Consider the following 21,386-nt stretch of genomic DNA (forward strand, 5'->3'; position numbering starts at 1 on the left):
AGTCACAGAACCTGACCGCCCTATGACCGCCCTATGACCGCACCGGCGGTTGCTTATCAATCAGGAGTGAATACATGGACATCATCAGAATTATCATTGCCATTCTGCTGCCACCGCTGGGGGTGTTTCTTCAGGTCGGTTTTGGCGGCGCTTTCTGGCTGAACATCCTGCTGACACTGTTCGGCTACCTGCCGGGCATCATTCACGCTGTTTGGATTATCGCCCGCCGCTGAATATTCGCCTGGGACAGGAGCCTCCCGGCTCCTGTCCTATCCCTCGGTTTTCCAGCAGAGAACGCATCGGCAATGAGCGTTACTGCGCTGCAGCCGTATCCTTGATCCGTTTGACCATCGCGCGCAGACCATTGCCGCGGGTCACGCTCAGGTGCTTGAGCAGATTCAATTGCGTGAAGTAATCCTCGATATCGAAGGCCAGAATAGCCTCCGGCGTCTTGCCGTTGTAAGCGGCCAGCACCACAGCCAGCAGCCCCTTGACGATGAAGGCATCGCTGTCAGCATCGAAATACAGGCGGCCACTCTCCGCCCGGCTGGTCAGCCAGACCTGGCTCTGACAACCGCGCACGATATTGCCCTCGGTACGCTCGCTGTCATCCAGCGGTGGCAACTCGCGACCGAGATCGATGATGTACTTGTAGCGATCTTCCCAGCTGTCAAAGAATGACAGCGTCTCGATGATATCGTCGCTACTGATGTCTGTGCCGAACTGGCTCATGCAAAGTCCTTGAGGTCGCTCTTAGAAAAACATACCGGTTTCGAGTTGCGCTTCTTCGCTCATCATGTCGCGGTTCCACGGCGGGTCGAAGACCAGGTCCACGTGCACGCTCTCGACATTGGGTACCAGGCGAACCCGGTACTCAACATCGCCCACCAGCACCGGGCCCATGCCGCAACCGGGAGCAGTCAGGGTCATGCTGATATCCACCCGTTTGGCCTGCTGGTCGACTACGACCGAATAGATCAGCCCCAGATTAACCAGATCCACCGGAATTTCCGGGTCGAAAACGGTCTTCAATGCGGTCCAGACATCCTCTTCACGGATCTGGTCGTCGCTCGGCGCGGGGAATGACAGCAGCTCGGGCTCGAGGCCGAGGTTCTCCGCATCGGTGCCATCCACACGCACCATCTGGCCGTTGTAGGTAACGGTATAGTTACCGCCCAGCGCCTGGGTAATGGTTACAAAAGTATCTTTCGGGATCGTCAGCGGTGTGCCATCGGGAACCCGCCGCGCCGGGCAGTCTGCCCGGGCGACAACCATGCGTCTTTCCATGTCAACTCACACTGAAGCTTTCGCCACAACCACATTGGTCTTTGACGTTGGGGTTAATGAAGCGGATCTGGCGGTTGATGCCTTCCTTCACCATATCGATCTCGGTGCCGGAGAGAATTGCCAGACTCTCGCGTTCCACCAGCAGTTCGACCTGGTCGTCCAGCTGGTAATGCAGATCATCCTCGGCGCCCTGCTCCACCATGTCGATGACATACATGAAACCGGTGCAGCCGCTTTTCTTGATGCTGACACGTACCGCCTTGCCCGGCTGGCTGGTCAACTGACGACGGAAGTGTTCGAGCGCAGCCGGGCTGACGGAAACCGCCTGGCTGGTTGGATCAAAAGATTCGACACTCATACTCTACTCCTCGACAAGGAACTGTTTCGCCTTGGTCAGCGCCTCGAACAGACGATCGATATCGGCTCTGGTGTTGTAGAAACAGAAACTGGCGCGCACTGTGCCAGGGATACCCAACTGGTCCATGATCGGCTGGGCGCAATGGTTGCCGGTTCGCACCGCGACGCCCTGCTGATCCAGCAGCATGCCCACATCGTGGGGGTGGGTGCCGTCCATGAGAAAGCTCAGGACCCCGGTGCGCTTGGCTGACGTGCCCACCAGGGTAATTCCGGGCATGGCCCGGGCCTTGGCTTCGGCGTATTCCAGCAGTTCCTGCTCATGCCGTTCGGCCCCTTCGCGATCGAGGCTCTGCAGATAATCCACCGCAGCGCCCAAGGCGATCACGCCAGCGATATCCGGGGTACCAGCTTCAAATTTGTAAGGCAACTGGTTGTAGGTGGTACCGGCAAAGCTGACCGTTTCGATCATTTCACCACCGCCCTGGTATGGCGGCATGGCTTCCAGCAGCTCGGCCTTGCCGTAAAGCACGCCGACGCCGGTCGGGCCGAACATCTTGTGCGCGGAAAACACATAGAAATCGCAGTCCAGCGCCTGCACGTCCACCTGCAGATGGCTCATGGCCTGAGCGCCATCGATCAGGCACAACGCGCCCACCGAGTGGGCCATAAGCACAATCTGTTCCACCGGGTTGACGCTACCCAGGGCGTTGGACACGTGCCCGCAGGCGACCATGCGTACCCGCGCATCCAGCATGCCCTGCAAGGCATCCAGATCCAGCGTGCCGTCGTTGCTTACCGGAATCGGCTCAACCGTGGCGCCCATCTGCGCGGCGATCATCTGCCAAGGCACGATGTTGGAGTGGTGCTCCATGGCCGACACCAGAATGCGGTCGCCTTCGCGCAGCTGGCTGCGTCCCCAGCTGGCCGCTACCAGATTGATGCCTTCCGAGGTGCCACGGGTCCAGATGATCTGCCGCGGCTCGGCGGCATTGATCAGGCCGGCTACCTTGACCCGCGCCTGCTCGAACTTGTCGGTAGCGCGCTCAGCCAGGGCATGGGCACCGCGGTGGACGTTGCTGTTGTCCTTGCGGTAGTAATCGACGATCGCCTGGATCACCGCCTCAGGCTTCTGCGTGGTGGCAGCGTTATCCAGGTACACCAGCGGTTTGCCATGAACATCCTGCTGCAGGATCGGAAAATCCTGCCGCACCAGTTCGGCATTGAACGTGCTGCGCCGGTCGATGGCCAAATCATTCATAACGCATCTGTCCCAGCTCGTCGCCCTGAGGGCTTTCACCAAACAGGGTGGTCAGGCGCGGCCGCAGGTAGTCCTGAATTGCCTGCTCAGGCACTTCATTGAGCAACTCATTGATGAAGCCAAAGCTGAGCATGCGCACCGCATCGGCGCGGGTAACGCCACGACTCTGCAGATAGAACACCGAGGTCTCGTCCAATTGGGCAATGGTTGCACCATGGGCGCAGCGAACATCGTCGGCGTAGATCTCCAGCTCCGGCTTGGTATTGATCTCGGCCGTCGGCGAAGTCAGCAGGTTCTTGTTGCTGAGCTCGGCCAGGGTCTTCTGGGCATCCTGATGAATATGGATGCGCCCATTGAACACGGCCTTGGCCGAGTCACCGATGATGCCGCGGAACACTTCGTCGGTGGTGCAATTGGGCACGCGGTGCTCGACGTTGGTGTGATAGTCGATCAACTGTTTGTTGCGCGGCAGGTAAACGCCGTTGAGCCCCAGGTGCGCACCTTCGCCACGATGATTGACGTGGTAGTCGATACGCTTGAGCCGGCTGCCCTGTGCCAGGGTAAAGCCGAGAAAGCGGGCGTCGCGGTGCAGGTCGATGTGCACGCCACCGACGTGCAGCAGATCTTCCTGTTCCAGGTTGATCCGGTAATGCTGAATCTGCGCGTTGTTGCCTACCACCACTTCGGTGTGACTGTTGACGAACAGGTTCTGCTTTTCGCTGCCGGACACGTAATGTTCGATCAGCTCGGCCTCGCTGTTGTCCTCCAGCACCACCAGCACCCGCTGGCTGCTGACCGCCGGCTGCGCTTCTGGCGTGGCGACGTTGAGGATGTACACCGGCTTCTCCAGCCGGGCGCCGCGGGGCACGTGCAGCAAGATGCCGTCAGTGGCCCAGGCGTCGCTCAGGGCGACAAACAGGTGCTCGCCGGTATTGGCAACCGTACCCAGGTGCTGGCGGATCAGCGCCTGCTGGCTGGCATCCGCCTCGCTGAAGCGGACTACCCCGGCGGGCAGTTCACTGGAATGCTCACGGGAAAAATGCCCGTTGATGAAGACCAGGCGGGTGGCGTCCAGGGCAATCGGATCGATCGCCTGCTGCCAGGCGCAGTCGTCGACGCTGGCCCACTGGGCCGGGGTGTCAGTCTGCAACGGGTTCAGAGAGGTGTATTTCCATGCCTCGGTCTTGCGGGTCGGCCATTTGGCGGTCGACCAGACGTCAGTACCCCGCGCGCGCAGCGCAGTCAGCCACTCGGGGCTTTGCTGCTCTGCGGCCAGCGTCAGGGCCTGTTGTTGAAAATCGGACATATTCAGCCTTCTCCATTTTCCAGCCAGCCATAGCCCTTGGCTTCCAGCTCCAGCGCCAGCTCCTTGGTGCCGGACTTGACGATGCGGCCACCAGCCAGAACGTGCACATAATCAGGCACGATGTAATCCAGCAGACGCTGATAGTGGGTGACGACAATGAAGCTGCGTTTGCCGTCGCGCATGGAGTTCACACCATCGGCGACGACTTGCAGGGCGTCGATGTCCAGACCGGAGTCGGTTTCATCGAGGATGCACAGGTCGGGCTCGAGCAGCATCATCTGCATGATCTCGTTCCGCTTCTTCTCACCACCGGAAAAACCTTCGTTGACGCCGCGCTTGAGGAAGCTGGCATCAAGGTCAACCCGCTTGCTGGTTTCGCGCGCCAGTTTCATGAACTCGACGGCGGACAGCTCCGGCAGTCCGGCATGCTTGCGTTTGGCATCAACCGCGACCTTGAGGAATTCCATGTTACTGACGCCGGGGATTTCAACGGGGTACTGGAACGCCAGGAAAATACCCTCACGGGCCCGCTCTTCGGTGTCCAGTTCCAGCAGGTCCTGGCCCTTGAACAGCACGCTGCCGCCGGTTGCTTCATAGCCAGGGCGGCCGGACAGCACGTTGCCGAGGGTGCTTTTGCCGGAGCCGTTCGGCCCCATGATCGCGTGCACCTCACCCGGATTGATCTCGATATCCAGCCCCTGGAGGATATCTTTTTCTTCAACTTTAGCGTGCAACCCTTTGATCGATAACATATTTTACGCCTGATAATCTATATGAAATGGTCTCGACAGCCTGCGGTGGATCAACCCACCGAACCTTCCAGGCTGACTTCCAGCAACTTGCCTGCTTCCACGGCAAACTCCATCGGCAGCTCCTTGAAGACCTCGCGGCAGAAGCCGTTGACGATCATCGAGACCGCCTTCTCAGCGTCCAGGCCGCGTTGCTGACAGAGGAACATCTGGTCATCACTGACCTTTGACGTGGTCGCCTCGTGTTCGACGACTGCGCTGGGATTCTTGCTCTCGATATACGGGAAGGTATGCGCACCGCAGCGGTCGCCGATCAGCAACGAGTCGCACTGGGTAAAATTACGCGCGCCTTCAGCGCCGGGGTTGATGCGCACCAGTCCGCGGTAGGAGCTGTTGCTCTGACCGGCGGAAATCCCTTTGGCAACAATGGTTGAGCGCGTGTTCTTGCCAAGATGGATCATCTTGGTGCCCGTGTCAGCCTGCTGGAAATTATTGGTCAGCGCGACCGAGTAGAACTCGCCGACACTGTTGTCACCCTTGAGAATGCAGCTGGGATACTTCCAGGTTACCGCCGAGCCGGTCTCCACCTGGGTCCAGGAAATCTTGGCATTGGTATGGGCAACGCCACGCTTGGTCACGAAGTTGTAGATACCGCCCTTGCCTTCTGCGTCGCCGGGGTACCAGTTCTGTACCGTGGAATATTTGATCTGGGCACCATCCAGCGCTACCAGCTCGACCACCGCAGCGTGCAACTGGTTTTCATCACGCATGGGGGCGGTGCAGCCTTCCAGATAACTGACGTGGGAGCCCTCATCAGCAACGATCAAGGTGCGCTCGAACTGCCCGGTATTCAGTTCATTGATCCGGAAATAAGTGGACAACTCCATGGGGCAGCGTACGCCCTTGGGAATGTAGACAAAGGAGCCATCGGAGAAAACCGCGGAGTTCAGGGCAGCGTAGTAGTTGTCCTTTTGCGGCACTACGGTCCCCAGATATTGTTTTACCAGATCCGGGAAACGGCGAATGGCCTCGCTGATCGGACAGAAAATGACGCCCGCCTCTTCCAGTTTCTCGCGGAAGGTGGTGACGACCGATACCGAGTCGAAGACCACATCCATTGCAACGCCAGCCAGCGCTTCCTGCTCATGCAGCGGAATGCCCAGCTTTTCATAGGTCGCCAACAGCTCCGGATCGACCTCATCCAGACTCTTGGGCCGATCAGCCATGCTTTTGGGAGCCGAGTAAAAGGAAACGCTCTGGAAGTCGATTTCCGGATAATGTACGTGGGCCCAGGTCGGCTCTTCCATTTCCAGCCAGGCGCGATACGCTTTCAGCCGCCACTCGAGCATCCATTCAGGCTCTTCCTTACGGGCCGAGATAAAGCGTATGACATTTTCATCAAGGCCAGGCGGCAGCGTGTCGGATTCGATATCGGTATAAAAGCCGGCGGCGTAATCCGTCTTGATAAGGTTCTCGACTTCTTGAGTCACGGTATCACCTCAGTCCCGCAGTCAACGTCATGGCGGTGGCTGCATTGTATGTCAGGCTGCAATGCCTCTTCGGGCACTGCTCTCTAGTTCGTACGGCCAGCGGCCGTCAGATGATGCGTTCCAGGTTGATAGCGTCCTGGTTGGCGTTGGCGCAGGCTCCCTTATCCTGCCGGGTGCGTACGCGCTGAATATCTTCACGTGAAACCAGGTCGGCAAGGGTTATATCGCCGAGGAACTGGCGCAGACGCTCGCTCAGGTCCGTCCACAGGTAATGGGTCAGGCAGACGTCCCCATGTTGGCAATCCCCCTTGCCCAGACACCGGGTCGCGTCCATGGAATCGTTCACGGCCTCGACGATCTGTGCCACATTGATGGACGCAGCGCCCCCCGCCAGACGATACCCCCCGCCGGGTCCGCGCACGCTCTCTACCAATTTGCTGCGCCGCAGCTTGGCGAAGAGTTGCTCCAGATAGGACACCGACACACCCTGGCGCAGAGAAATATCTGCCAGCGTAATGGGTCCTTGGTCCTCGTGAAGGGCCAGATCCAGCATGGCTGTAACCGCGTAGCGGCCTTTGGTGGTCAGACGCATAGAGCACCCGTGTCAGGTTTGCACATGGGCAGAACTATGCAATATCCCACTGTTTTAGTCAAGTATTACCCCTTCCGGGGACAGAAATGCTGGCACCACGCCTGCGCCACGTTGCCAGACCGGGCGCGGCTGATTTTCCGCAGCATAGTATAGAGTTATTGCCTGAACGCTTGAAGTGAAAGCAGACGCATGTTTTGCTTGGTAAATTCGCTCAAACAGCTGATACAAATGCGAATTACGTGTATTGTTTCGACACTTTCAAGATTATGTCCCAGCAGGAGTCCTGATCAAATGAGCCATGAAAAACAATTCTATATCAACGGCCAATGGGTAGAGCCCAAGGGTGACCGTACCGTTGATGTGATCAACCCCGCCACGGAAGAGGTCGTTGCCACCATCGCTCTGGGTAATGAAGAAGATGTCAACATTGCTGTGGCTGCGGCGCGCAAGGCATTCGACACCTACTCACAGACCAGTCGTGAAGAGCGCATCGCCCTATTGGAGCGCATTCTCGAGATCTATCAGCGTCGCTCCGAGGAATTCGCCCAGGCGATCTCCCTTGAGATGGGCGCACCGGCCAAGCTGTCGAAATACGCCCAGGCTCCTTCCGGCACCGGCCATTTTGCTGCCGCACTGAAGGCGCTCAAGGAGTTCGAGTTCGAAGAGCGCATCGGTAACACCCTCGTGGTCAAGGAGCCAGTCGGTGTCTGCGGCCTGATCACTCCCTGGAACTGGCCGATCAATCAGTTGGCCTGCAAGATCGCTCCTGCCCTGGCCACTGGCTGCACCATGGTATTGAAGCCTTCCGAAGTCGCCCCCCTATCCGCCCTGCTGCTGGCCGAAGTGCTGGACGAAGCCGGTGTGCCGGCGGGGGTGTTCAACCTGGTCAATGGTGACGGTCCGACCGTAGGTTCGACCATGTCTGCGCACCCGGATATCGACATGATGTCCTTCACTGGCTCCACCGGTGCTGGTCGCCAGGTCATGAAGAACGGTGCCGAGACCATCAAGCGCGTCGCGCTGGAGTTGGGCGGAAAATCGGCCAACATCCTGTTGGATGATGCCAACTTCGAAAAAACCGTTGCCCATGGTGTCATGTCCTGCATGAACAACAGTGGACAGTCCTGCAATGCGCCTACCCGCCTGCTGGTCCCCAACAGCCGCATGGATGAAGTAGCTGCCATTGCCAAGGCTGTCGCTGCCAAGGTCAAGGCAGGAGCCCCCGATGCACCGGACACCACCATCGGTCCGGTGGTATCCAAGGCCCAGTGGAGCAAGATCCAGGATCTGATCGCCAAGGGCATCGAAGAAGGTGCCAACCTGGTTGTCGGCGGCACCGGTCGTCCTGAGGGTCTGGACAAGGGCTACTACGTACAACCGACCATCTTCAGCCATGTAACCACCGATATGACCATTGCCCGGGAGGAAATCTTCGGGCCGGTACTGTCGATCATTGGTTACGAGAACGAAGAAGACGCCATTCGCATCGCCAACGATACCCGCTACGGTTTGTCCGGTTACGTTTCTTCAGCGGAACTGGATCGCGCCCGCAACGTCGCCCGCCAGATCCGTACCGGCATGGTTCATTTGAACGGCGCCCCGCTGGATAACAACGCCCCCTTCGGTGGTTACAAGGAATCCGGCAACGGCCGCGAGTGGGGCCACTATGGCTTCGAAGACTTCCTCGAAGTGAAATCCATCTTCGGTTATTACGCCGAGAAGTGATTTCCAGGGGGACTTTCCCCCCTTTGAAGGTACCGGTGGGAGCGGGCTCGCCCGCGAAGGGTTGCAGCAGCCCATTCGCGGCCAAGGCCGCTCCCACCGAGCCTGCTCCCGCAAACCCATCCCCCCAATTAGCCGCTTGAAAGCCTGAAGCTGGTGCTTGCCGGCATCGCTATTGGATCGGCGAGCTCGACATTTCCAGGATTTGCTAGTCTGAACCTGAGGCATCGTTATCGGATGCATGATCAAGGGGCGGATTGGTATGGCGCACGTTCGTGGGTTCTTCGTCTGGATGTTGACCGGCCTGATACTGCTGGCGGCGGCGCTGACCTTGTTCCTGGTGCTGTTCGACTGGAACCTGCTCAAACCAACCATTAATGATCGGGTTTCCGAGGCGCTGGATCGACCCTTCGCCATCGAAGGCGACCTGGCAGTGGCCTGGCGCCGAGAGCCGGAAACGAACGGCTGGCGGGCCTGGGTGCCGTGGCCGCACATCGCCGCCGAACACATGGTGCTGGGCAATCCGGAATGGGCCGAAGGCGACACCTTCGTCAGTCTGGAGCGGGTGGAGTTGCGACTGGCGCCCTTGCCGCTATTGCGCAAGATCGTCAGCATCCCCCGCATCGACGTGCAAGCCCCGAATGCCGATCTGCAGCGCCTGGCCGACGGGCGCAACAACTGGACCTTCGGTCTGGGCAACGACGAAAGCGATCCATCCGAACCCGCATCCTGGGTCCTGGATATCGGCACCATTGGTTTCGATCAGGGCCAGATAAGGATCGACGATGCGATCAGCAGGCTTCAACTCGATTTGCAGGTCGACCCGCTGGGTGAACCCATCGCCTTCAGCGAAATCATTGGCGAGCAGGAGCAATCAGATGCGGCTGCGCCGCAGGATTATGTCTTCGCCTGGCGCGCCGAGGGTCGCTATCAAGGGCAGGCGGTACAAGGCGAAGGCAAGATTGGCGGCCTGTTGGCACTGCAGGATGCCACGCTGCCATTCCCACTGCAGGCGGATGTCCGCGCTGGCTCCACCCGCATCCGTCTCGCTGGCACCCTGACCGATCCGCAGAACCTGGGCGCACTGGACCTGAACCTGCGCCTGTCGGGTACCAGCCTGGGCAACCTGTATCCCCTGACCGGGGTAACCTTACCTGACAGCCCACCCTACTCCACCGATGGCCGGCTGAGCGCCGAATTGCAGGCCGTCGAGGGCGCTACCTACCGCTATCAGGACTTCAGTGGACGTATCGGCGACAGCGATATCCACGGCGACCTGACGTATGTCGCCGGTCAACCCCGGCCCAAGCTGTCCGGCAGTGTGGTATCCAACCAACTGCTGTTCAGCGACCTGGCTCCCTTGATCGGGGCCGACTCCAACGCCGAGAAAGAGGCCCGCGGCAGCGATGTTCGACAGCCAGCGGACAAGGTATTACCGGTCGAAGAGTTCCGCACCGAACGCTGGCGGACGATGGATGCCGATGTGCGCGTGCGCGGTAAGCGCATCGTACACAGCGAACAATTGCCGATCACCGATCTGGATGCCCACGTATTGCTGGACGATGGCCTGCTGCGCCTGGCGCCGCTGAAATTCGGCATGGCCGGCGGCACGCTGGAGGCCGACATCGAGCTCGACGGCGCCAACACCCCGCTGCAAGGTCAGGCGAAGCTGAATGCGCGGCACTTCAAGCTCAAGCAACTGGCGCCCAGCTTCGCGCCGATGCAGACCAGCCTGGGCGAGCTCAACGGCGACGCCGATCTGCGCGGCAGTGGTAATTCGGTGGCGGCGCTGCTGGGCAGTGCCGATGGCGCAGTACGGCTGGTGATCAACGACGGCACGGTTAGCCGTGGCCTGATGGAGATTGCCGGGCTCAACGTGGGCAACTACCTGATGGGCAGGCTGTTCGGCGACGAGGAGGTGCGAATCAACTGCGCAGTGGCCGACCTGGCTCTCGAGGATGGGCTGATGAGCACGCCGCTGTTCGTGATCGACACCGAGAATGCGCTGATCCAGATTGATGGCACGGTGAATTTTGCCAGCGAGGAGCTGGACCTGGACATTTCTCCTGACTCCAAGGGCATGCGCATTATCTCCCTGCGCTCGCCGCTGTACGTCCAGGGTACCTTCAGTGAACCTCGTCCCGGCGTACATGCCGGACCACTGGCCCTGCGCGGCGCCGGGATGCTGGCACTGGGCTCGCTGACACCAGCCGCCGCACTGCTGGCACTGATCGCGCCCAGCGGCGAGCAGGCCAATCAGTGTGGAGAGTTTCTGCAACAGATGCGCGCGGAATAAAAAAAGGGGCTTCGCGTTAACGAAGCCCCTTTCTGTTTCCGCTCAGGACAGAATCAACCCAGCGATTTCACCGCTTCGATCATCTGTACCATTACCTTCTGCGCGTCGCCGTAGACCATGGAAGTGTTCTCGGCAAAGAACAGTTCGTTCTCCACGCCGGAGTAACCCTTGCCCTGGCCACGCTTGACCACGTAAGCCTGACGCGCCATGTCGACGTTGAGGATCGGCATGCCGTAGATCGGGCTGGACTTGCGGTGGCGGGCGGCCGGGTTGACCACGTCGTTGGCACCCAGAACGATAGCCACGTCAGCCTGCGGGAAGTCCTCATTGATATCTTCCAGGTCATGGATGATGTCGTAGGGGACACCGGCCTCGGCCAGCAGTACGTTCATGTGGCCAGGCATACGACCGGCAACCGGGTGGATGGCAAACGCCACGTCCACGCCCTGCTTCTGCAGCAGCTTCACGAACTCGTACAGCTTGTGCTGGGCCTGGGCGACCGCCAGACCGTAGCCCGGAACAATGATTACCTTGCTGGCGTAGTACATGGCGATGGCGGCATCGGAAGCATCAGCTGGCTTCATGGTGCCTTCGATATCACCGTCTTCACTGCCGTCATCACCGCCAAACTGGCTGAAGATAACATTGCTGACCGGACGGTTCATCGCCTTGGCCATCATCAGCGTCAGCAGAGTACCCGCCGAGCCAACCACAGTACCGGCAATGATCATCGCCGGGTTCTGCAACACGAAGCCCTCGAAGGCAACGGCCAGACCGGTAAAGGCGTTATACAGAGAGATCACCACCGGCATGTCCGCGCCACCGATCGGGGTGGTCAGCAGCACACCCAGTATCAGCGCAAGAATGAAGAACAGCGCGATCAGCGGGAAGGAAATGCCACCCTCAATGCCACTGGCCACGATGTATGCGCCCAGTGCCAGGGAGCCGAGGAACAGCACCAGGTTGATCAGTTGCTGGGCCGGCAGGCGGATGACGCCATTCATGCGGCCATCAAGCTTGGCCCAGGCGATCAGCGAGCCGGACAGCGCCACCGCACCGATCAGACCACCGAGTACCGCCAGAATGGAGACCACCACGCCATGGGACTGGGCGTTGCCGGAAAACAGCTCGGTGGCCGCAATGGCTGCGGCAGCACCGCCACCCATACCGTTGTACAGAGCGACCATCTGCGGCATGTCGGTCATGGCGACCTTCTTGCCGCTGTACCAGGCCCAGCCCAGACCCAGACCCAGCGCGATCAGCACCAGCGCCACGTTCATGGTCAGGTGTTCCTGGGCCGCTTCACGTACGTCAAAGCCGTACAGGAAGGCAGCCAATACCGCCAGTACCATGCCGATGCCGGCGATCAGGATGCCCGAGCGTGCGGTAACCGGGCTAGCCATGCGCTTGAGGCCGTAGATGAACAATAGTGCCGTGAGAAAATAAACGGCTTCGATTATAAATTGACTCATTGGATGTTATTCCTTGTCCGCTGTACCTTGGCGCTTGTCGCTGGGCTTGAACATCTCCAGCATGCGCTCAGTCACCACATAGCCGCCGGCGGCGTTGCCTGCGCCCAGCAGCACACCGAAGAACCCGATGACCTGCTCCAGAGTGGAGCCTGCATTCAGCAGTGCCCACATGGCGCCGACCACGACGATACCGTGGACGAAGTTGGAGCCGGACATCAGCGGCGTGTGAAGAATGGCCGGTACGCGACCGATGATTTCGTAGCCGGTGAACGCGGCCAGCATGAAGATATACAGGGCTACAAAGCCGGTAATGGTAGTTACTGGATCCATGATCATCCCTCAGCAGATTCGATGGCCTTGCGAGCGGCCTCGTTGCGGATTTCACCGGCATGGGTCAGTACCGCGCCGGCCAGAATCTCGTCTTCCCAATCGATGGCCAGTTCGCCATCCTTGATCATCAGGCCGACCAGGTTCTGCAGGTTGCGTGCATACAGTTCGGACGCATGCTCGGCCAGACGGCTGGGTACGTTGAGCGGGGCAACGATGGTCGCCGGTCCGACTTCAACGGTTTCGCCAGGCACGGTCAACGGCGTGTTGCCGCCGCCTTCTGCCGCCAGATCGATGATCACAGAACCGGGCTTCATGCCCATGATCTGCGCTTCGCTGATGATCTTCGGGCTCGGGCGGCCGGGAATCGCTGCGGTGGTAATCACGGCGTCGGCCTGCTGGATATGGCGGGTGACGACCTTCTCGACCTGGGCCTTCTCCTCATCAGTCAGCTCACGGGCATAACCGCCCTCGCCGCTGGCGGAGACACCGGTATCGACGAACTTGCCACCGACCGATTCAACCTGCTCCTTGACCTCGGCACGCACGTCGTAGCCCTCGATCATGGCGCCCAGGCGCTTGGCCGTGGCCAATGCCTGCAAACCGGCGACACCAGCGCCCATGACCAGCACTTTGGCCGGACGCAGAGAGCCGACCGCGGTGGTCATCATCGGCAGAATACGATTGAGGCTGGTGGCGGCCATGAGGCCAGCGGCATAGCCGGTCAGTGCGGCCTGGGAAGACAGTGCGTCCATCGCCTGGGCGCGGGTGATGCGCGGTACCAGTTCCATGGCGAAGCAGGTGATCTGGCGATCACGCAGCGCCTTGACGATCTCTGGTTCCCGGTGCGCATAAACGAAGCAGCACAGAACGGTGCCCGGTGCCATCTGCTCGATGTCTGACAGCTCCGGCGGTTGTACCCGGAAAATCAGCTGAGCATTGGTCGGAGAAGCAGTAATCTGCACCCCCTCCTTCTCAAAGGCATTGTCGGGAATTCGTGCTGCCAGGCCTGCACCCGGTTGCAAGGAGCATTCAATGCCCAGCTTTGCCAACTTGGTGGCGACGGAGGGGACCAGAGCTACACGTTTTTCGTGTTCGCGTGTTTCCCCGGGGACAAACAGACTGACCGGCATGGGGTCTCCTTTTCCTACTTGTTTGTTTTATTCAATCCAAAAAGCGGGGGCAAGGATACACCAAGTGCAACTAGACTTTTGTATTCAATTTGAAAAGAAGCGGCGTAAATTACAATTAATTTGTCCGTTAGATGAAAAAAACAGGGGAATTCCGTGAAATAACGGGAAATTCAGGCGCTTCCCCTGTTTCCACTTGAGCACATCACCTGGCGAGAACCAGCAACCAGACCGGCAAGGTGATAGCGGCCATGACCGTTGATAGAAAGATCACCGAACCCAGTATGCGCATGTCCTCGCGCCCCATGGCAAAGGCCAGTACGTTGATCCCGGTCGGACAGGCCGCCATCAATACCAGGACAGTACGCGCCTCGGTGGTCAGGCCCGGCATCAGCCAGCCCATCCCCAGCACGAGCAACGGAAAGACCACCAGCTTGGCCGCGGTCAGCAAAGCCATGGTGCCGCTCAGGTAAAGTCGGTAGCTCGCCAGACTCAACCCCAGCATCAGCAGTGCAGTAGGCAGCGCCGCTGCGGCCAGCATCTCGACGATATGCCACAGTGGGCCGGGAATGGGAATACCGGCCAGGTTGACCAACCCACCAAGGAACAGCCCGATGATCAGCGGATTGGCCAGACTGGCGAGCAGCCCTCGCCAGTCGATTCTTTCCTCACCCTTGCCACCCCAAAAAGCGTTATAGATGCTTTGCAGGGTAAACAGCAGCAAGCTGTGGAATGCCAGGACGGCAAACAGATAGACCAGGCTCTCAGCGCCCAGCATCACGGTGATCAGTGGAATGCCCACCAGCACGTTATTGGAATAGCTGGCAGCCAACCCCATGGACGAAGGCCGTCCCAGCCGCCGATGCACCAGCAGATTCACCACGATGAACACCACGAAGGCTGGCAGGTAATAGCGCATCAGGAGCAAGGGTGAGAGAGCTTCGGCCAGATCTGCCTTGGCCAGGCCGGAGAACAGCAACACCGGCATGAACAGCTTGAAAGTGATGATACCCAGGGTTGCGTGCCCCTCGGCAGGGATGATGCGTCGGGCACCGAGAAACCACCCCAGAAATATCAGACCGAAAACAGGTACCAGGGCATTGAGCACAACCATCGAGATCTCCCGGACAGCTCGGAAAACAACTTCCGATCAAGGCGCGCAAGTGTAACAGGATGATTCGGAAATGTGGCGCAGATACACCCATTCGGCATGACGGATGCCCACGCAACGGCTACCTTCTAATCTCACCAGCGAAGAAGGAACGCCAATGAACGCCATCGTCGATTTCCTGAACAACATTCTATGGGGCTATGTTCTCATCTATGGCTTGCTGGCCGTGGGTGTATTTTTCACCATCAGGCTCGGGTTTATTCAGTTCCGGCACTTCGGTGAAATGGTCCGCGCCATACTCGGTGCCCGGCAAAGCGACAAGCACGGCATCTCGCCTTTTCAGGCACTGTGTACCAGTCTTGCTTCACGGGTCGGCACCGGCAATATCGCCGGCGTTGCCGTTGCCCTCTACCTTGGTGGCGCGGGAGCTATCTTCTGGATGTGGGTGGTGGCACTGGTGGGGATGGCTACCGGTTATGCCGAAAGCACCCTGGCTCAGCTGTACAAAGTGCGTGACCGCAAGGGCCAATACCGGGGCGGTCCTGCTTTTTATATAGCCAAGGGCCTGAAAGCGCCCTGGGCCGGTGCCATTTTTGCAGTCAGCCTGATCCTTTCCTTTGGCCTGGTCTTCAATGCCGTGCAGGCCAACTCGATTGCCGATGCCATGGAGAGCGCCTTCGGTTTACCGAAGGTCTCGGTCGGCCTGGGCATCGCCGTGTTCGCTGGCATCGTCATTTTCGGCGGGCTCCGCTCGATTGTCCGGTTCGCCGAATTCGTGGTGCCCTTCATGGCTAGCGCCTATGTGCTGGTAGCGCTGTACGTGCTGGCGATAAACATCACAGACGTGCCGGCAGCCTTCATGTCTATCATCCGCGGCGCCTTCGGCCTGGAGGAAGCCGCCGGCGGGGTTGCCGGGTCGATTACCGCAGCAATGCTCAACGGTATCAAGCGCGGGTTGTTCTCGAACGAGGCAGGTATGGGCTCGGCGCCCAATATTGCAGCCACGGCAACACCGGCGCCCCACCACCCTTCTTCCCAGGGGCTGGTTCAGGCAGCGGGGGTGTTTATCGACACCATTGTCATCTGTACCGCTACCGCGATCATGATTCTGCTGTCCGGCATGCTGGAACCCGGTAACGGTGTCACCGGTATTCAGCTCACCCAGCAGGCCCTTGAGATGCATATCGGCAGCGCCGGCAACTACTTCATCGCCATCGCCATCCTGTTCTTTGCCTTTACCTCGATCGTGGCGAACTACACCTATGCGGAAAATGCGCTGATCTATCTCGGCGGTGGCAATACGCTTGGCATTACCTTGTTGCGGCTGGTTGCACTGGCGATGGTGGTCTGGGGTGCGAAGGAAGCGGTGTTGACGGTGTTCAATGCCGCAGATGCCTCGATGGGACTGATGGCAACCATCAACCTGATAGCCATCGTACTGCTGTCCGGCACGGTAACGAAATTGACCAAGGATTATTTCGAGCAGCGCAAACAGGGGTTGATACCGACCTTCAAGTCGGCAGACTACCCTGAACTGGACCGGCAACTCGACGACGATATCTGGAAGTAAATAACACCTTGATCCTGCTCCGCCTTAAGCGGAGCAGGATCAAGGCAGAGCAGATCAGTCCTGCAGACGCCAGGTGGTTGTACCCTTGGCGTCTTCCAATACCACTCCCATCCCGGCCAACTGGTCACGAATGCGGTCGGACTCGGCCCAGTTCTTCTCCGTCCGGGCTTGCAGGCGCGCCTGGATCAGTGCTTCGACCTCGGCAGCGTCCACCCGACTGGCTGCATCAGCTTGCAGGAAAGCGTCCGCCTCCAGTTGCAGAATACCGACCACACCAGCCAGCTCGCGCAGACGCGCGGCCAGTGCAGCAGCGGCCTGCGGGTCGCCGTCCTTCAAACGGTTGACCTCACGCACCATGTCGAACAGTACGGCGCAGGCTTCAGGAGTGTTGAAATCATCATCCATCGCCGCGGCAAAGCGCTCGGCAAAGGCATCGCCACCGGCAGCTGCGGCCTTGGGCAAGCCTTTCAGGGCACGATAGAAACGCTCCAGGGCGCTCTTGGCTTCCTTGAGGTTATCTTCCGAATAATTGATCGGGCTGCGGTAGTGGCTGGCCACCAGCAGGTAGCGCACCACCTCCGGGTGGTATTTCTCCAGCACTTCACGGATGGTGAAGAAGTTACCCAGGGATTTGGACATCTTCTCGCCATCCACCCGTACCGCACCGGCATGCATCCAGCTCATCGCGTAGGGCTTGCCCGTTGCTGCCTCGCTCTGGGCAATCTCATTCTCGTGATGCGGGAACACCAGATCCGGACCACCACCATGGATATCGAAGGTGTCACCCAGGCAGCAGGTGGACATCACCGAACATTCGATGTGCCAGCCGGGGCGGCCATCACCCCAGGGTGAGGGCCAGCTCGGCTCACCCGGCTTGACGCCCTTCCACAGCACGAAGTCCAGCGGGTCTTCCTTGGCTTCATCAACTTCGATGCGCGCGCCGATCTTCAGATCCTCGATGCGCTTGCGCGACAGCTTGCCGTAGCCGGCAAACTTGCCGACCCGGTAGTAGACATCGCCGTTGCCGGGCGCATAGGCGTAGCCCTTGTCGATCAGTGTCTGGATCATGCTGTGCATGCCTTCGACATGCTCGCTGGCGCGTGGCTCCTGATCCGGGCGCATCACGTTCAGGCGAGCCTCGTCCTCATGCATGGCGGCGATCATGCGCTCGGTCAGTTGCTGAAAACTTTCACCATTTTCGTTGGCGCGGCGGATGATCTTGTCATCGATATCGGTAATGTTGCGCACATAGGTCAGGTCGTAGCCGCGAAAGCGCAGCCAGCGAGAGACCACGTCGAAGGCGACCATGACCCGGGCATGACCGATATGACAGAAGTCATACACCGTCATGCCGCAGACATACATGCGCACCTGGTTGTCCTCCAGCGGCTTGAAAGCCTCCTTGGCCTTGCTCAGCGTATTGTAGACATGCAATGCCATCGGTTATTGCCCCCAGGAGTCGCGCAGGGTAACGGTACGGTTGAATACCAGGTTGCCCGGGCGCGAGTCCTTGCTGTCCGCGCAGAAATAGCCTTCGCGCTCGAACTGGAAACGCTCCTCGGCCGTGGCGGTGGCCAGCGACGGCTCGGCGCGGCAGCCCTTGAGCACGACCAGTGAGTCGGGGTTGATATTGTCCAGGAAGGTACCGCCCTCCTCGCCCTTGTCCGGGTTGGCGGCGTTGAACAGCCGATCGTACAGGCGTACTTCGCATTCAACGCTGTCGGCAGCCGGTACCCAGTGAATCACGCCCTTGACCTTGCGGCCTTCAGGGTTCTTGCCCAGGGTATCGGGATCGTAGGAACACAGCAGTTCGACGATATTGCCCTCGGCATCGGTGATCGCCTCATCGGCGCGGATCACGTAGCTGCCACGCAGGCGCACTTCGCCGCCGGGCACCAGGCGCTTATAGCCCTTGGGCGGATCGACCATGTAGTCATCCTGGTCGATGTACAGCTCACGGCTGAACGGCAGCACGCGCTCGCCCATATCCTGCTTGGGATGACGCGGCAGGCTCAGGTTCTCTACCTGGCCTTCCGGGTAATTGGTAATGGTGACCTTGAGCGGGCGCAATACGCACATGGCGCGCGGCGCGTTGTTGTCCAGGTCGTCACGGATGCAGAACTCCAGCATGCCCATATCGACCACCGCGTCAGAGCGGGTAACGCCGATGCGCTCACAGAACTCGCGGATCGACGCCGGCGTATAACCGCGGCGGCGGAAGGCGCTGAGGGTCGACATGCGCGGATCATCCCAACCATTCACATGACCTTCATCGACCAGTTGCTTGAGCTTGCGCTTGCTGGTGACGGTGTAGTTCAGATTCAGCCGGGCGAATTCATACTGCCGCGGCTTGGCTGGTACCGGCAGATTGTCCAGGAACCATTCGTACAGCGGGCGGTGATCCTCGAACTCCAGAGTGCAGATGGAGTGAGTGATCAGCTCGATGGCATCCGACTGGCCATGGGTGAAATCGTAGCTCGGATAGATACACCACTTGTCACCGGTCTGGTGATGATGGGCATGGCGGATGCGATACAGGATCGGATCGCGCAGGTTCATGTTCGGCGCTGCCATATCGATCTTCGCCCGCAGCGCCTTGGCGCCGTCGGGGAATTCCCCGGCGGTCATGCGCGCGAACAGATCCAGGTTCTCCTCGACGCTGCGGTCGCGGAAAGGACTGTTCTTGCCCGGCTCGGTCAGATTGCCACGGTATTCCCGCGCCTGTTCCGGCGTCAGGTCGCAAACATACGCCTTGCCGGACTTGATCAGCTCAATGGCCCAGACATGCAATTGATCGAAATAATCCGAGGCGTAGCGAACATCACCGCTCCACTGGAAGCCCAGCCACTCGACGTCCTGCTTGATGGCGTCGATATATTCCTGTTCTTCCTTGGCCGGGTTGGTGTCGTCAAAGCGCAGATGACATTCACCACCGAACTCCTGCGCCAGGCCGAAGTTCAGACAGATCGACTTGGCATGCCCGATGTGCAGGTAGCCGTTGGGCTCCGGCGGAAAGCGCGTCACGATCTTCGTGTGCTTGCCGCTTTGCAGGTCGGCCTGAACGATCTGACGCAGAAAGTGGGCTGGAGGCGTGGATTCCGGTTTATTCATAAGTATTTCAGGGCTCGTCTCGGGCAATGCCGCCGGCATTACGGTAGTAATCAGCGAACAGAACAGCGCCCTGCATTGGGGTAATCTGATCTGTCCGGCCAAAGACGCCTATCATAACCCAGGAGCCACCTTGGTTTCACCAAGCCACGGCCGGCTGAACAAGCTGATGCCTCAATCCCCATCAGCTGATAGCATTGCACCTTTATCGCAACCAACCCGAGGATCAACCGCATGGTCAAGCTGCATACCAACTTTGGTGTCATCACCCTGGAGCTGTTCGCCGACAAGGCGCCGAAAACTGTCGAGAACTTCAAGCAGTACGTGCGTGACGGTCACTACGACAACACCATCTTCCACCGCGTTATCGGTAACTTCATGATCCAGGGCGGCGGTTTCGAGCCGGGCATGAAGCAGAAGGACACCCGCGCACCGATCGAGAACGAAGCTAACAATGGCGTCGGCAACGCTATTGGCACTGTCGCCATGGCCCGCACCATGGACCCGCATTCCGCCAGCGCCCAGTTCTTCATCAACGTCGCTGACAACACCTTCCTCAACCACACCGCACCGACTTCCCAGGGCTGGGGCTATGCGGTATTCGGCAAGGTCAGCGAAGGCATGGACGTGGTCGAGAAGATCAAAGGCGTGAGCACCACCAGTCGTGCCGGTCACCAGGACGTCCCCGCTGACGATGTGATCATCGAACGCGCCGAAGTAATCGAGTAATACCTGCAGATGCGTTATCTGTTCATTTCGGATCTGCATCTGGAAGCACAACGCCCGGATATCACCCGGGCGTTTCTACACTGCCTGGACACCCGCGCGCGCAATGCCGACGCGCTGTATATCCTGGGCGACTTCTTTGAAGTGTGGCTGGGTGATGACAACCCCGACCCACTGGCCGATCAGGTCAGCGCCGCCCTGCTGGCATTATCCCGCCAGGGCACCGCGATCTATCTGATGCACGGTAACCGCGATTTTCTCATCGGCAAGAGCTTCTGCCGCCGCTCCGGCTGCACTCTGCTCAAAGACCCCACCCTTATCGAGATCAACGATGAGCGCGTGCTGTTGATGCATGGCGACAGCCTGTGCATCGACGACCTCGGCTATATGCGCATGCGTCGCTGGCTGCGCAATCCGTTGAGCCTGTTTATCCTGCATCACCTACCGCTGAAAACCCGTCACCGCATCGGGCGTAAACTGCGCAACGAAAGTCGGGAACGGACGCGCTATAAGGCAGCGGATATCACCGACGTCAACGAGGGCGAAGTGTTGCGCGTGATGCACTCGCAGCGGGTGACCACGTTGATCCACGGCCATACCCACCGCCCTGCTGTGCATCCGCTGGAAATCGAAGGCAAACCGGCGCAGCGAATTGTGCTGGGAGATTGGGATAACAGCGGCTGGGCTCTGGAAGTGGATGAGGATGGGTATCGGTTGGAGAGTTTTGGGCTCTGATCCGGCCTTCCTCGCACCCTCGCCGGGCGCCCCAAAAACAAAACCCCCAACTCTGCCGAGCCGGGGGCTTGTTGTCTACTGCCTAGCTTGCCGCAGGTTTACACCTTGCTGGCCATCTCCGGCACCGCTTCAAACAGGTCAGCAACCAGA

The 21,386-nt window shown here is 59.4% G+C and carries 20 protein-coding genes; 6 read left to right on the top strand and 14 right to left on the bottom strand.

Annotated elements, in window-relative coordinates; translation table 11 throughout:
• Positions 1 to 74 precede the first annotated feature (74 nt).
• Positions 75 to 233, top strand: a complete 159-nt coding sequence (locus BM267_RS14575) for a YqaE/Pmp3 family membrane protein (RefSeq protein WP_036989777.1) — start codon at positions 75 to 77, stop codon at positions 231 to 233.
• A 79-nt stretch (positions 234 to 312) separates the two neighbouring features.
• On the opposite strand, the gene BM267_RS14580 is transcribed toward BM267_RS14575, so the two are convergent.
• The 8 genes from BM267_RS14580 to iscR form a co-directional block, all read right to left on the bottom strand.
• Entirely contained in the window at positions 313 to 732 is a 420-nt protein-coding gene (locus tag BM267_RS14580) for a SufE family protein (protein ID WP_074781219.1), read from the bottom strand.
• Between the two features lie 21 nt (positions 733 to 753).
• On the bottom strand, positions 754 to 1,287 hold the full coding sequence (gene sufT, locus BM267_RS14585) for a putative Fe-S cluster assembly protein SufT (protein ID WP_218144734.1): 534 nt from the start codon (positions 1,285 to 1,287) through the stop codon (positions 754 to 756).
• Position 1,288: 1 nt separating this feature from the next.
• Positions 1,289 to 1,645 carry a HesB/IscA family protein gene (locus tag BM267_RS14590; protein WP_036989771.1) on the bottom strand — a complete coding sequence of 119 codons (357 nt, stop codon included), beginning with the start codon at positions 1,643 to 1,645 and terminating at the stop codon, positions 1,289 to 1,291.
• A 3-nt stretch (positions 1,646 to 1,648) separates the two neighbouring features.
• Positions 1,649 to 2,902 (bottom strand): aminotransferase class V-fold PLP-dependent enzyme, encoded by a 1,254-nt coding sequence (locus BM267_RS14595; RefSeq protein WP_074781220.1) that lies wholly within the window; start codon positions 2,900 to 2,902, stop codon positions 1,649 to 1,651.
• Positions 2,895 to 4,208 carry a Fe-S cluster assembly protein SufD gene (sufD, locus tag BM267_RS14600; RefSeq protein ID WP_074781221.1) on the bottom strand — a complete coding sequence of 438 codons (1,314 nt, stop codon included), beginning with the start codon at positions 4,206 to 4,208 and terminating at the stop codon, positions 2,895 to 2,897. The genes BM267_RS14595 and sufD overlap by 8 nt, the downstream gene beginning before the upstream one ends.
• Before the next feature lie 2 nt (positions 4,209 to 4,210).
• On the bottom strand, positions 4,211 to 4,960 hold the full coding sequence (sufC, locus tag BM267_RS14605) for a Fe-S cluster assembly ATPase SufC (protein ID WP_074781222.1): 750 nt from the start codon (positions 4,958 to 4,960) through the stop codon (positions 4,211 to 4,213).
• Between the two features lie 50 nt (positions 4,961 to 5,010).
• Entirely contained in the window at positions 5,011 to 6,447 is a 1,437-nt protein-coding gene (gene sufB / locus BM267_RS14610; protein WP_036989766.1) for a Fe-S cluster assembly protein SufB, read from the bottom strand.
• A 106-nt stretch (positions 6,448 to 6,553) separates the two neighbouring features.
• On the bottom strand, positions 6,554 to 7,039 hold the full coding sequence (iscR, locus tag BM267_RS14615; protein ID WP_036989765.1) for a Fe-S cluster assembly transcriptional regulator IscR: 486 nt from the start codon (positions 7,037 to 7,039) through the stop codon (positions 6,554 to 6,556).
• A 291-nt stretch (positions 7,040 to 7,330) separates the two neighbouring features.
• On the opposite strand from iscR, the gene BM267_RS14620 reads away from it, so the two are divergent.
• Entirely contained in the window at positions 7,331 to 8,764 is a 1,434-nt protein-coding gene (locus BM267_RS14620) for an aldehyde dehydrogenase family protein (RefSeq protein WP_036989764.1), read from the top strand.
• 259 nt (positions 8,765 to 9,023) lie between these two features.
• Positions 9,024 to 11,057 carry an AsmA family protein gene (locus BM267_RS14625; RefSeq protein WP_074781236.1) on the top strand — a complete coding sequence of 678 codons (2,034 nt, stop codon included), beginning with the start codon at positions 9,024 to 9,026 and terminating at the stop codon, positions 11,055 to 11,057.
• 53 nt (positions 11,058 to 11,110) lie between these two features.
• On the opposite strand, the gene BM267_RS14630 is transcribed toward BM267_RS14625, so the two are convergent.
• From BM267_RS14630 to BM267_RS14645, 4 genes are all read right to left on the bottom strand, one after another.
• Positions 11,111 to 12,529, bottom strand: coding sequence for an NAD(P)(+) transhydrogenase (Re/Si-specific) subunit beta (locus tag BM267_RS14630; RefSeq protein ID WP_074781223.1), 1,419 nt, complete (start codon positions 12,527 to 12,529; stop codon positions 11,111 to 11,113).
• A 6-nt stretch (positions 12,530 to 12,535) separates the two neighbouring features.
• Positions 12,536 to 12,859, bottom strand: coding sequence for an NAD(P) transhydrogenase subunit alpha part 2 (locus BM267_RS14635; protein ID WP_036990338.1), 324 nt, complete (start codon positions 12,857 to 12,859; stop codon positions 12,536 to 12,538).
• A 2-nt stretch (positions 12,860 to 12,861) separates the two neighbouring features.
• Entirely contained in the window at positions 12,862 to 13,989 is a 1,128-nt protein-coding gene (locus tag BM267_RS14640; protein ID WP_036989752.1) for an NAD(P) transhydrogenase subunit alpha, read from the bottom strand.
• A gap of 202 nt (positions 13,990 to 14,191) precedes the next feature.
• Entirely contained in the window at positions 14,192 to 15,100 is a 909-nt protein-coding gene (locus tag BM267_RS14645; protein WP_074781224.1) for an AEC family transporter, read from the bottom strand.
• 154 nt (positions 15,101 to 15,254) lie between these two features.
• Between BM267_RS14645 and BM267_RS14650 the strand changes: the two genes are divergently transcribed.
• Complete coding sequence (locus BM267_RS14650; protein ID WP_036989750.1) at positions 15,255 to 16,667, top strand: alanine/glycine:cation symporter family protein; 1,413 nt, start codon at positions 15,255 to 15,257, stop codon at positions 16,665 to 16,667.
• 54 nt (positions 16,668 to 16,721) lie between these two features.
• On the opposite strand, the gene cysS is transcribed toward BM267_RS14650, so the two are convergent.
• Both cysS and BM267_RS14660 read right to left on the bottom strand, forming a co-directional pair.
• On the bottom strand, positions 16,722 to 18,107 hold the full coding sequence (cysS, locus tag BM267_RS14655) for a cysteine--tRNA ligase (protein ID WP_074781225.1): 1,386 nt from the start codon (positions 18,105 to 18,107) through the stop codon (positions 16,722 to 16,724).
• A gap of 3 nt (positions 18,108 to 18,110) precedes the next feature.
• Positions 18,111 to 19,778, bottom strand: a complete 1,668-nt coding sequence (locus tag BM267_RS14660) for a glutamine--tRNA ligase/YqeY domain fusion protein (protein WP_074781226.1) — start codon at positions 19,776 to 19,778, stop codon at positions 18,111 to 18,113.
• A gap of 231 nt (positions 19,779 to 20,009) precedes the next feature.
• On the opposite strand from BM267_RS14660, the gene BM267_RS14665 reads away from it, so the two are divergent.
• Both BM267_RS14665 and BM267_RS14670 read left to right on the top strand, forming a co-directional pair.
• Positions 20,010 to 20,504: a peptidylprolyl isomerase gene (locus BM267_RS14665; RefSeq protein WP_036989747.1), complete on the top strand. Its 495-nt coding sequence runs from the start codon at positions 20,010 to 20,012 to the stop codon at positions 20,502 to 20,504.
• Positions 20,505 to 20,513: 9 nt separating this feature from the next.
• Positions 20,514 to 21,236, top strand: coding sequence for a UDP-2,3-diacylglucosamine diphosphatase (locus tag BM267_RS14670; RefSeq protein ID WP_036989746.1), 723 nt, complete (start codon positions 20,514 to 20,516; stop codon positions 21,234 to 21,236).
• Positions 21,237 to 21,386 lie beyond the last annotated feature (150 nt).

Source organism: Halopseudomonas bauzanensis (assembly GCF_900114735.1).
GTDB classification, from domain to species: domain Bacteria; phylum Pseudomonadota; class Gammaproteobacteria; order Pseudomonadales; family Pseudomonadaceae; genus Halopseudomonas; species Halopseudomonas bauzanensis.

Excerpts from the sequence above, each read along its gene's own strand:
- BM267_RS14645 (WP_074781224.1), bottom strand. The coding sequence starts at position 15,100 with ATGGTTGTGCTCAATGCCCTGGTACCTGTTTTCGGTCTGATATTTCTG.
- BM267_RS14635 (WP_036990338.1), bottom strand. The coding sequence starts at position 12,859 with ATGGATCCAGTAACTACCATTACCGGCTTTGTAGCCCTGTATATCTTC.
- BM267_RS14640 (WP_036989752.1), bottom strand. The coding sequence starts at position 13,989 with ATGCCGGTCAGTCTGTTTGTCCCCGGGGAAACACGCGAACACGAAAAA.
- BM267_RS14650 (WP_036989750.1), top strand. The coding sequence starts at position 15,255 with ATGAACGCCATCGTCGATTTCCTGAACAACATTCTATGGGGCTATGTT.
- sufT (WP_218144734.1), bottom strand. The coding sequence starts at position 1,287 with ATGGAAAGACGCATGGTTGTCGCCCGGGCAGACTGCCCGGCGCGGCGG.
- BM267_RS14580 (WP_074781219.1), bottom strand. The coding sequence starts at position 732 with ATGAGCCAGTTCGGCACAGACATCAGTAGCGACGATATCATCGAGACG.
- BM267_RS14665 (WP_036989747.1), top strand. The coding sequence starts at position 20,010 with ATGGTCAAGCTGCATACCAACTTTGGTGTCATCACCCTGGAGCTGTTC.
- BM267_RS14575 (WP_036989777.1), top strand. The coding sequence starts at position 75 with ATGGACATCATCAGAATTATCATTGCCATTCTGCTGCCACCGCTGGGG.
- iscR (WP_036989765.1), bottom strand. The coding sequence starts at position 7,039 with ATGCGTCTGACCACCAAAGGCCGCTACGCGGTTACAGCCATGCTGGAT.
- sufD (WP_074781221.1), bottom strand. The coding sequence starts at position 4,208 with ATGTCCGATTTTCAACAACAGGCCCTGACGCTGGCCGCAGAGCAGCAA.
- BM267_RS14670 (WP_036989746.1), top strand. The coding sequence starts at position 20,514 with ATGCGTTATCTGTTCATTTCGGATCTGCATCTGGAAGCACAACGCCCG.
- cysS (WP_074781225.1), bottom strand. The coding sequence starts at position 18,107 with ATGGCATTGCATGTCTACAATACGCTGAGCAAGGCCAAGGAGGCTTTC.
- BM267_RS14625 (WP_074781236.1), top strand. The coding sequence starts at position 9,024 with ATGGCGCACGTTCGTGGGTTCTTCGTCTGGATGTTGACCGGCCTGATA.
- BM267_RS14620 (WP_036989764.1), top strand. The coding sequence starts at position 7,331 with ATGAGCCATGAAAAACAATTCTATATCAACGGCCAATGGGTAGAGCCC.
- BM267_RS14630 (WP_074781223.1), bottom strand. The coding sequence starts at position 12,529 with ATGAGTCAATTTATAATCGAAGCCGTTTATTTTCTCACGGCACTATTG.
- BM267_RS14595 (WP_074781220.1), bottom strand. The coding sequence starts at position 2,902 with ATGAATGATTTGGCCATCGACCGGCGCAGCACGTTCAATGCCGAACTG.
- BM267_RS14660 (WP_074781226.1), bottom strand. The coding sequence starts at position 19,778 with ATGAATAAACCGGAATCCACGCCTCCAGCCCACTTTCTGCGTCAGATC.
- BM267_RS14590 (WP_036989771.1), bottom strand. The coding sequence starts at position 1,645 with ATGAGTGTCGAATCTTTTGATCCAACCAGCCAGGCGGTTTCCGTCAGC.
- sufC (WP_074781222.1), bottom strand. The coding sequence starts at position 4,960 with ATGTTATCGATCAAAGGGTTGCACGCTAAAGTTGAAGAAAAAGATATC.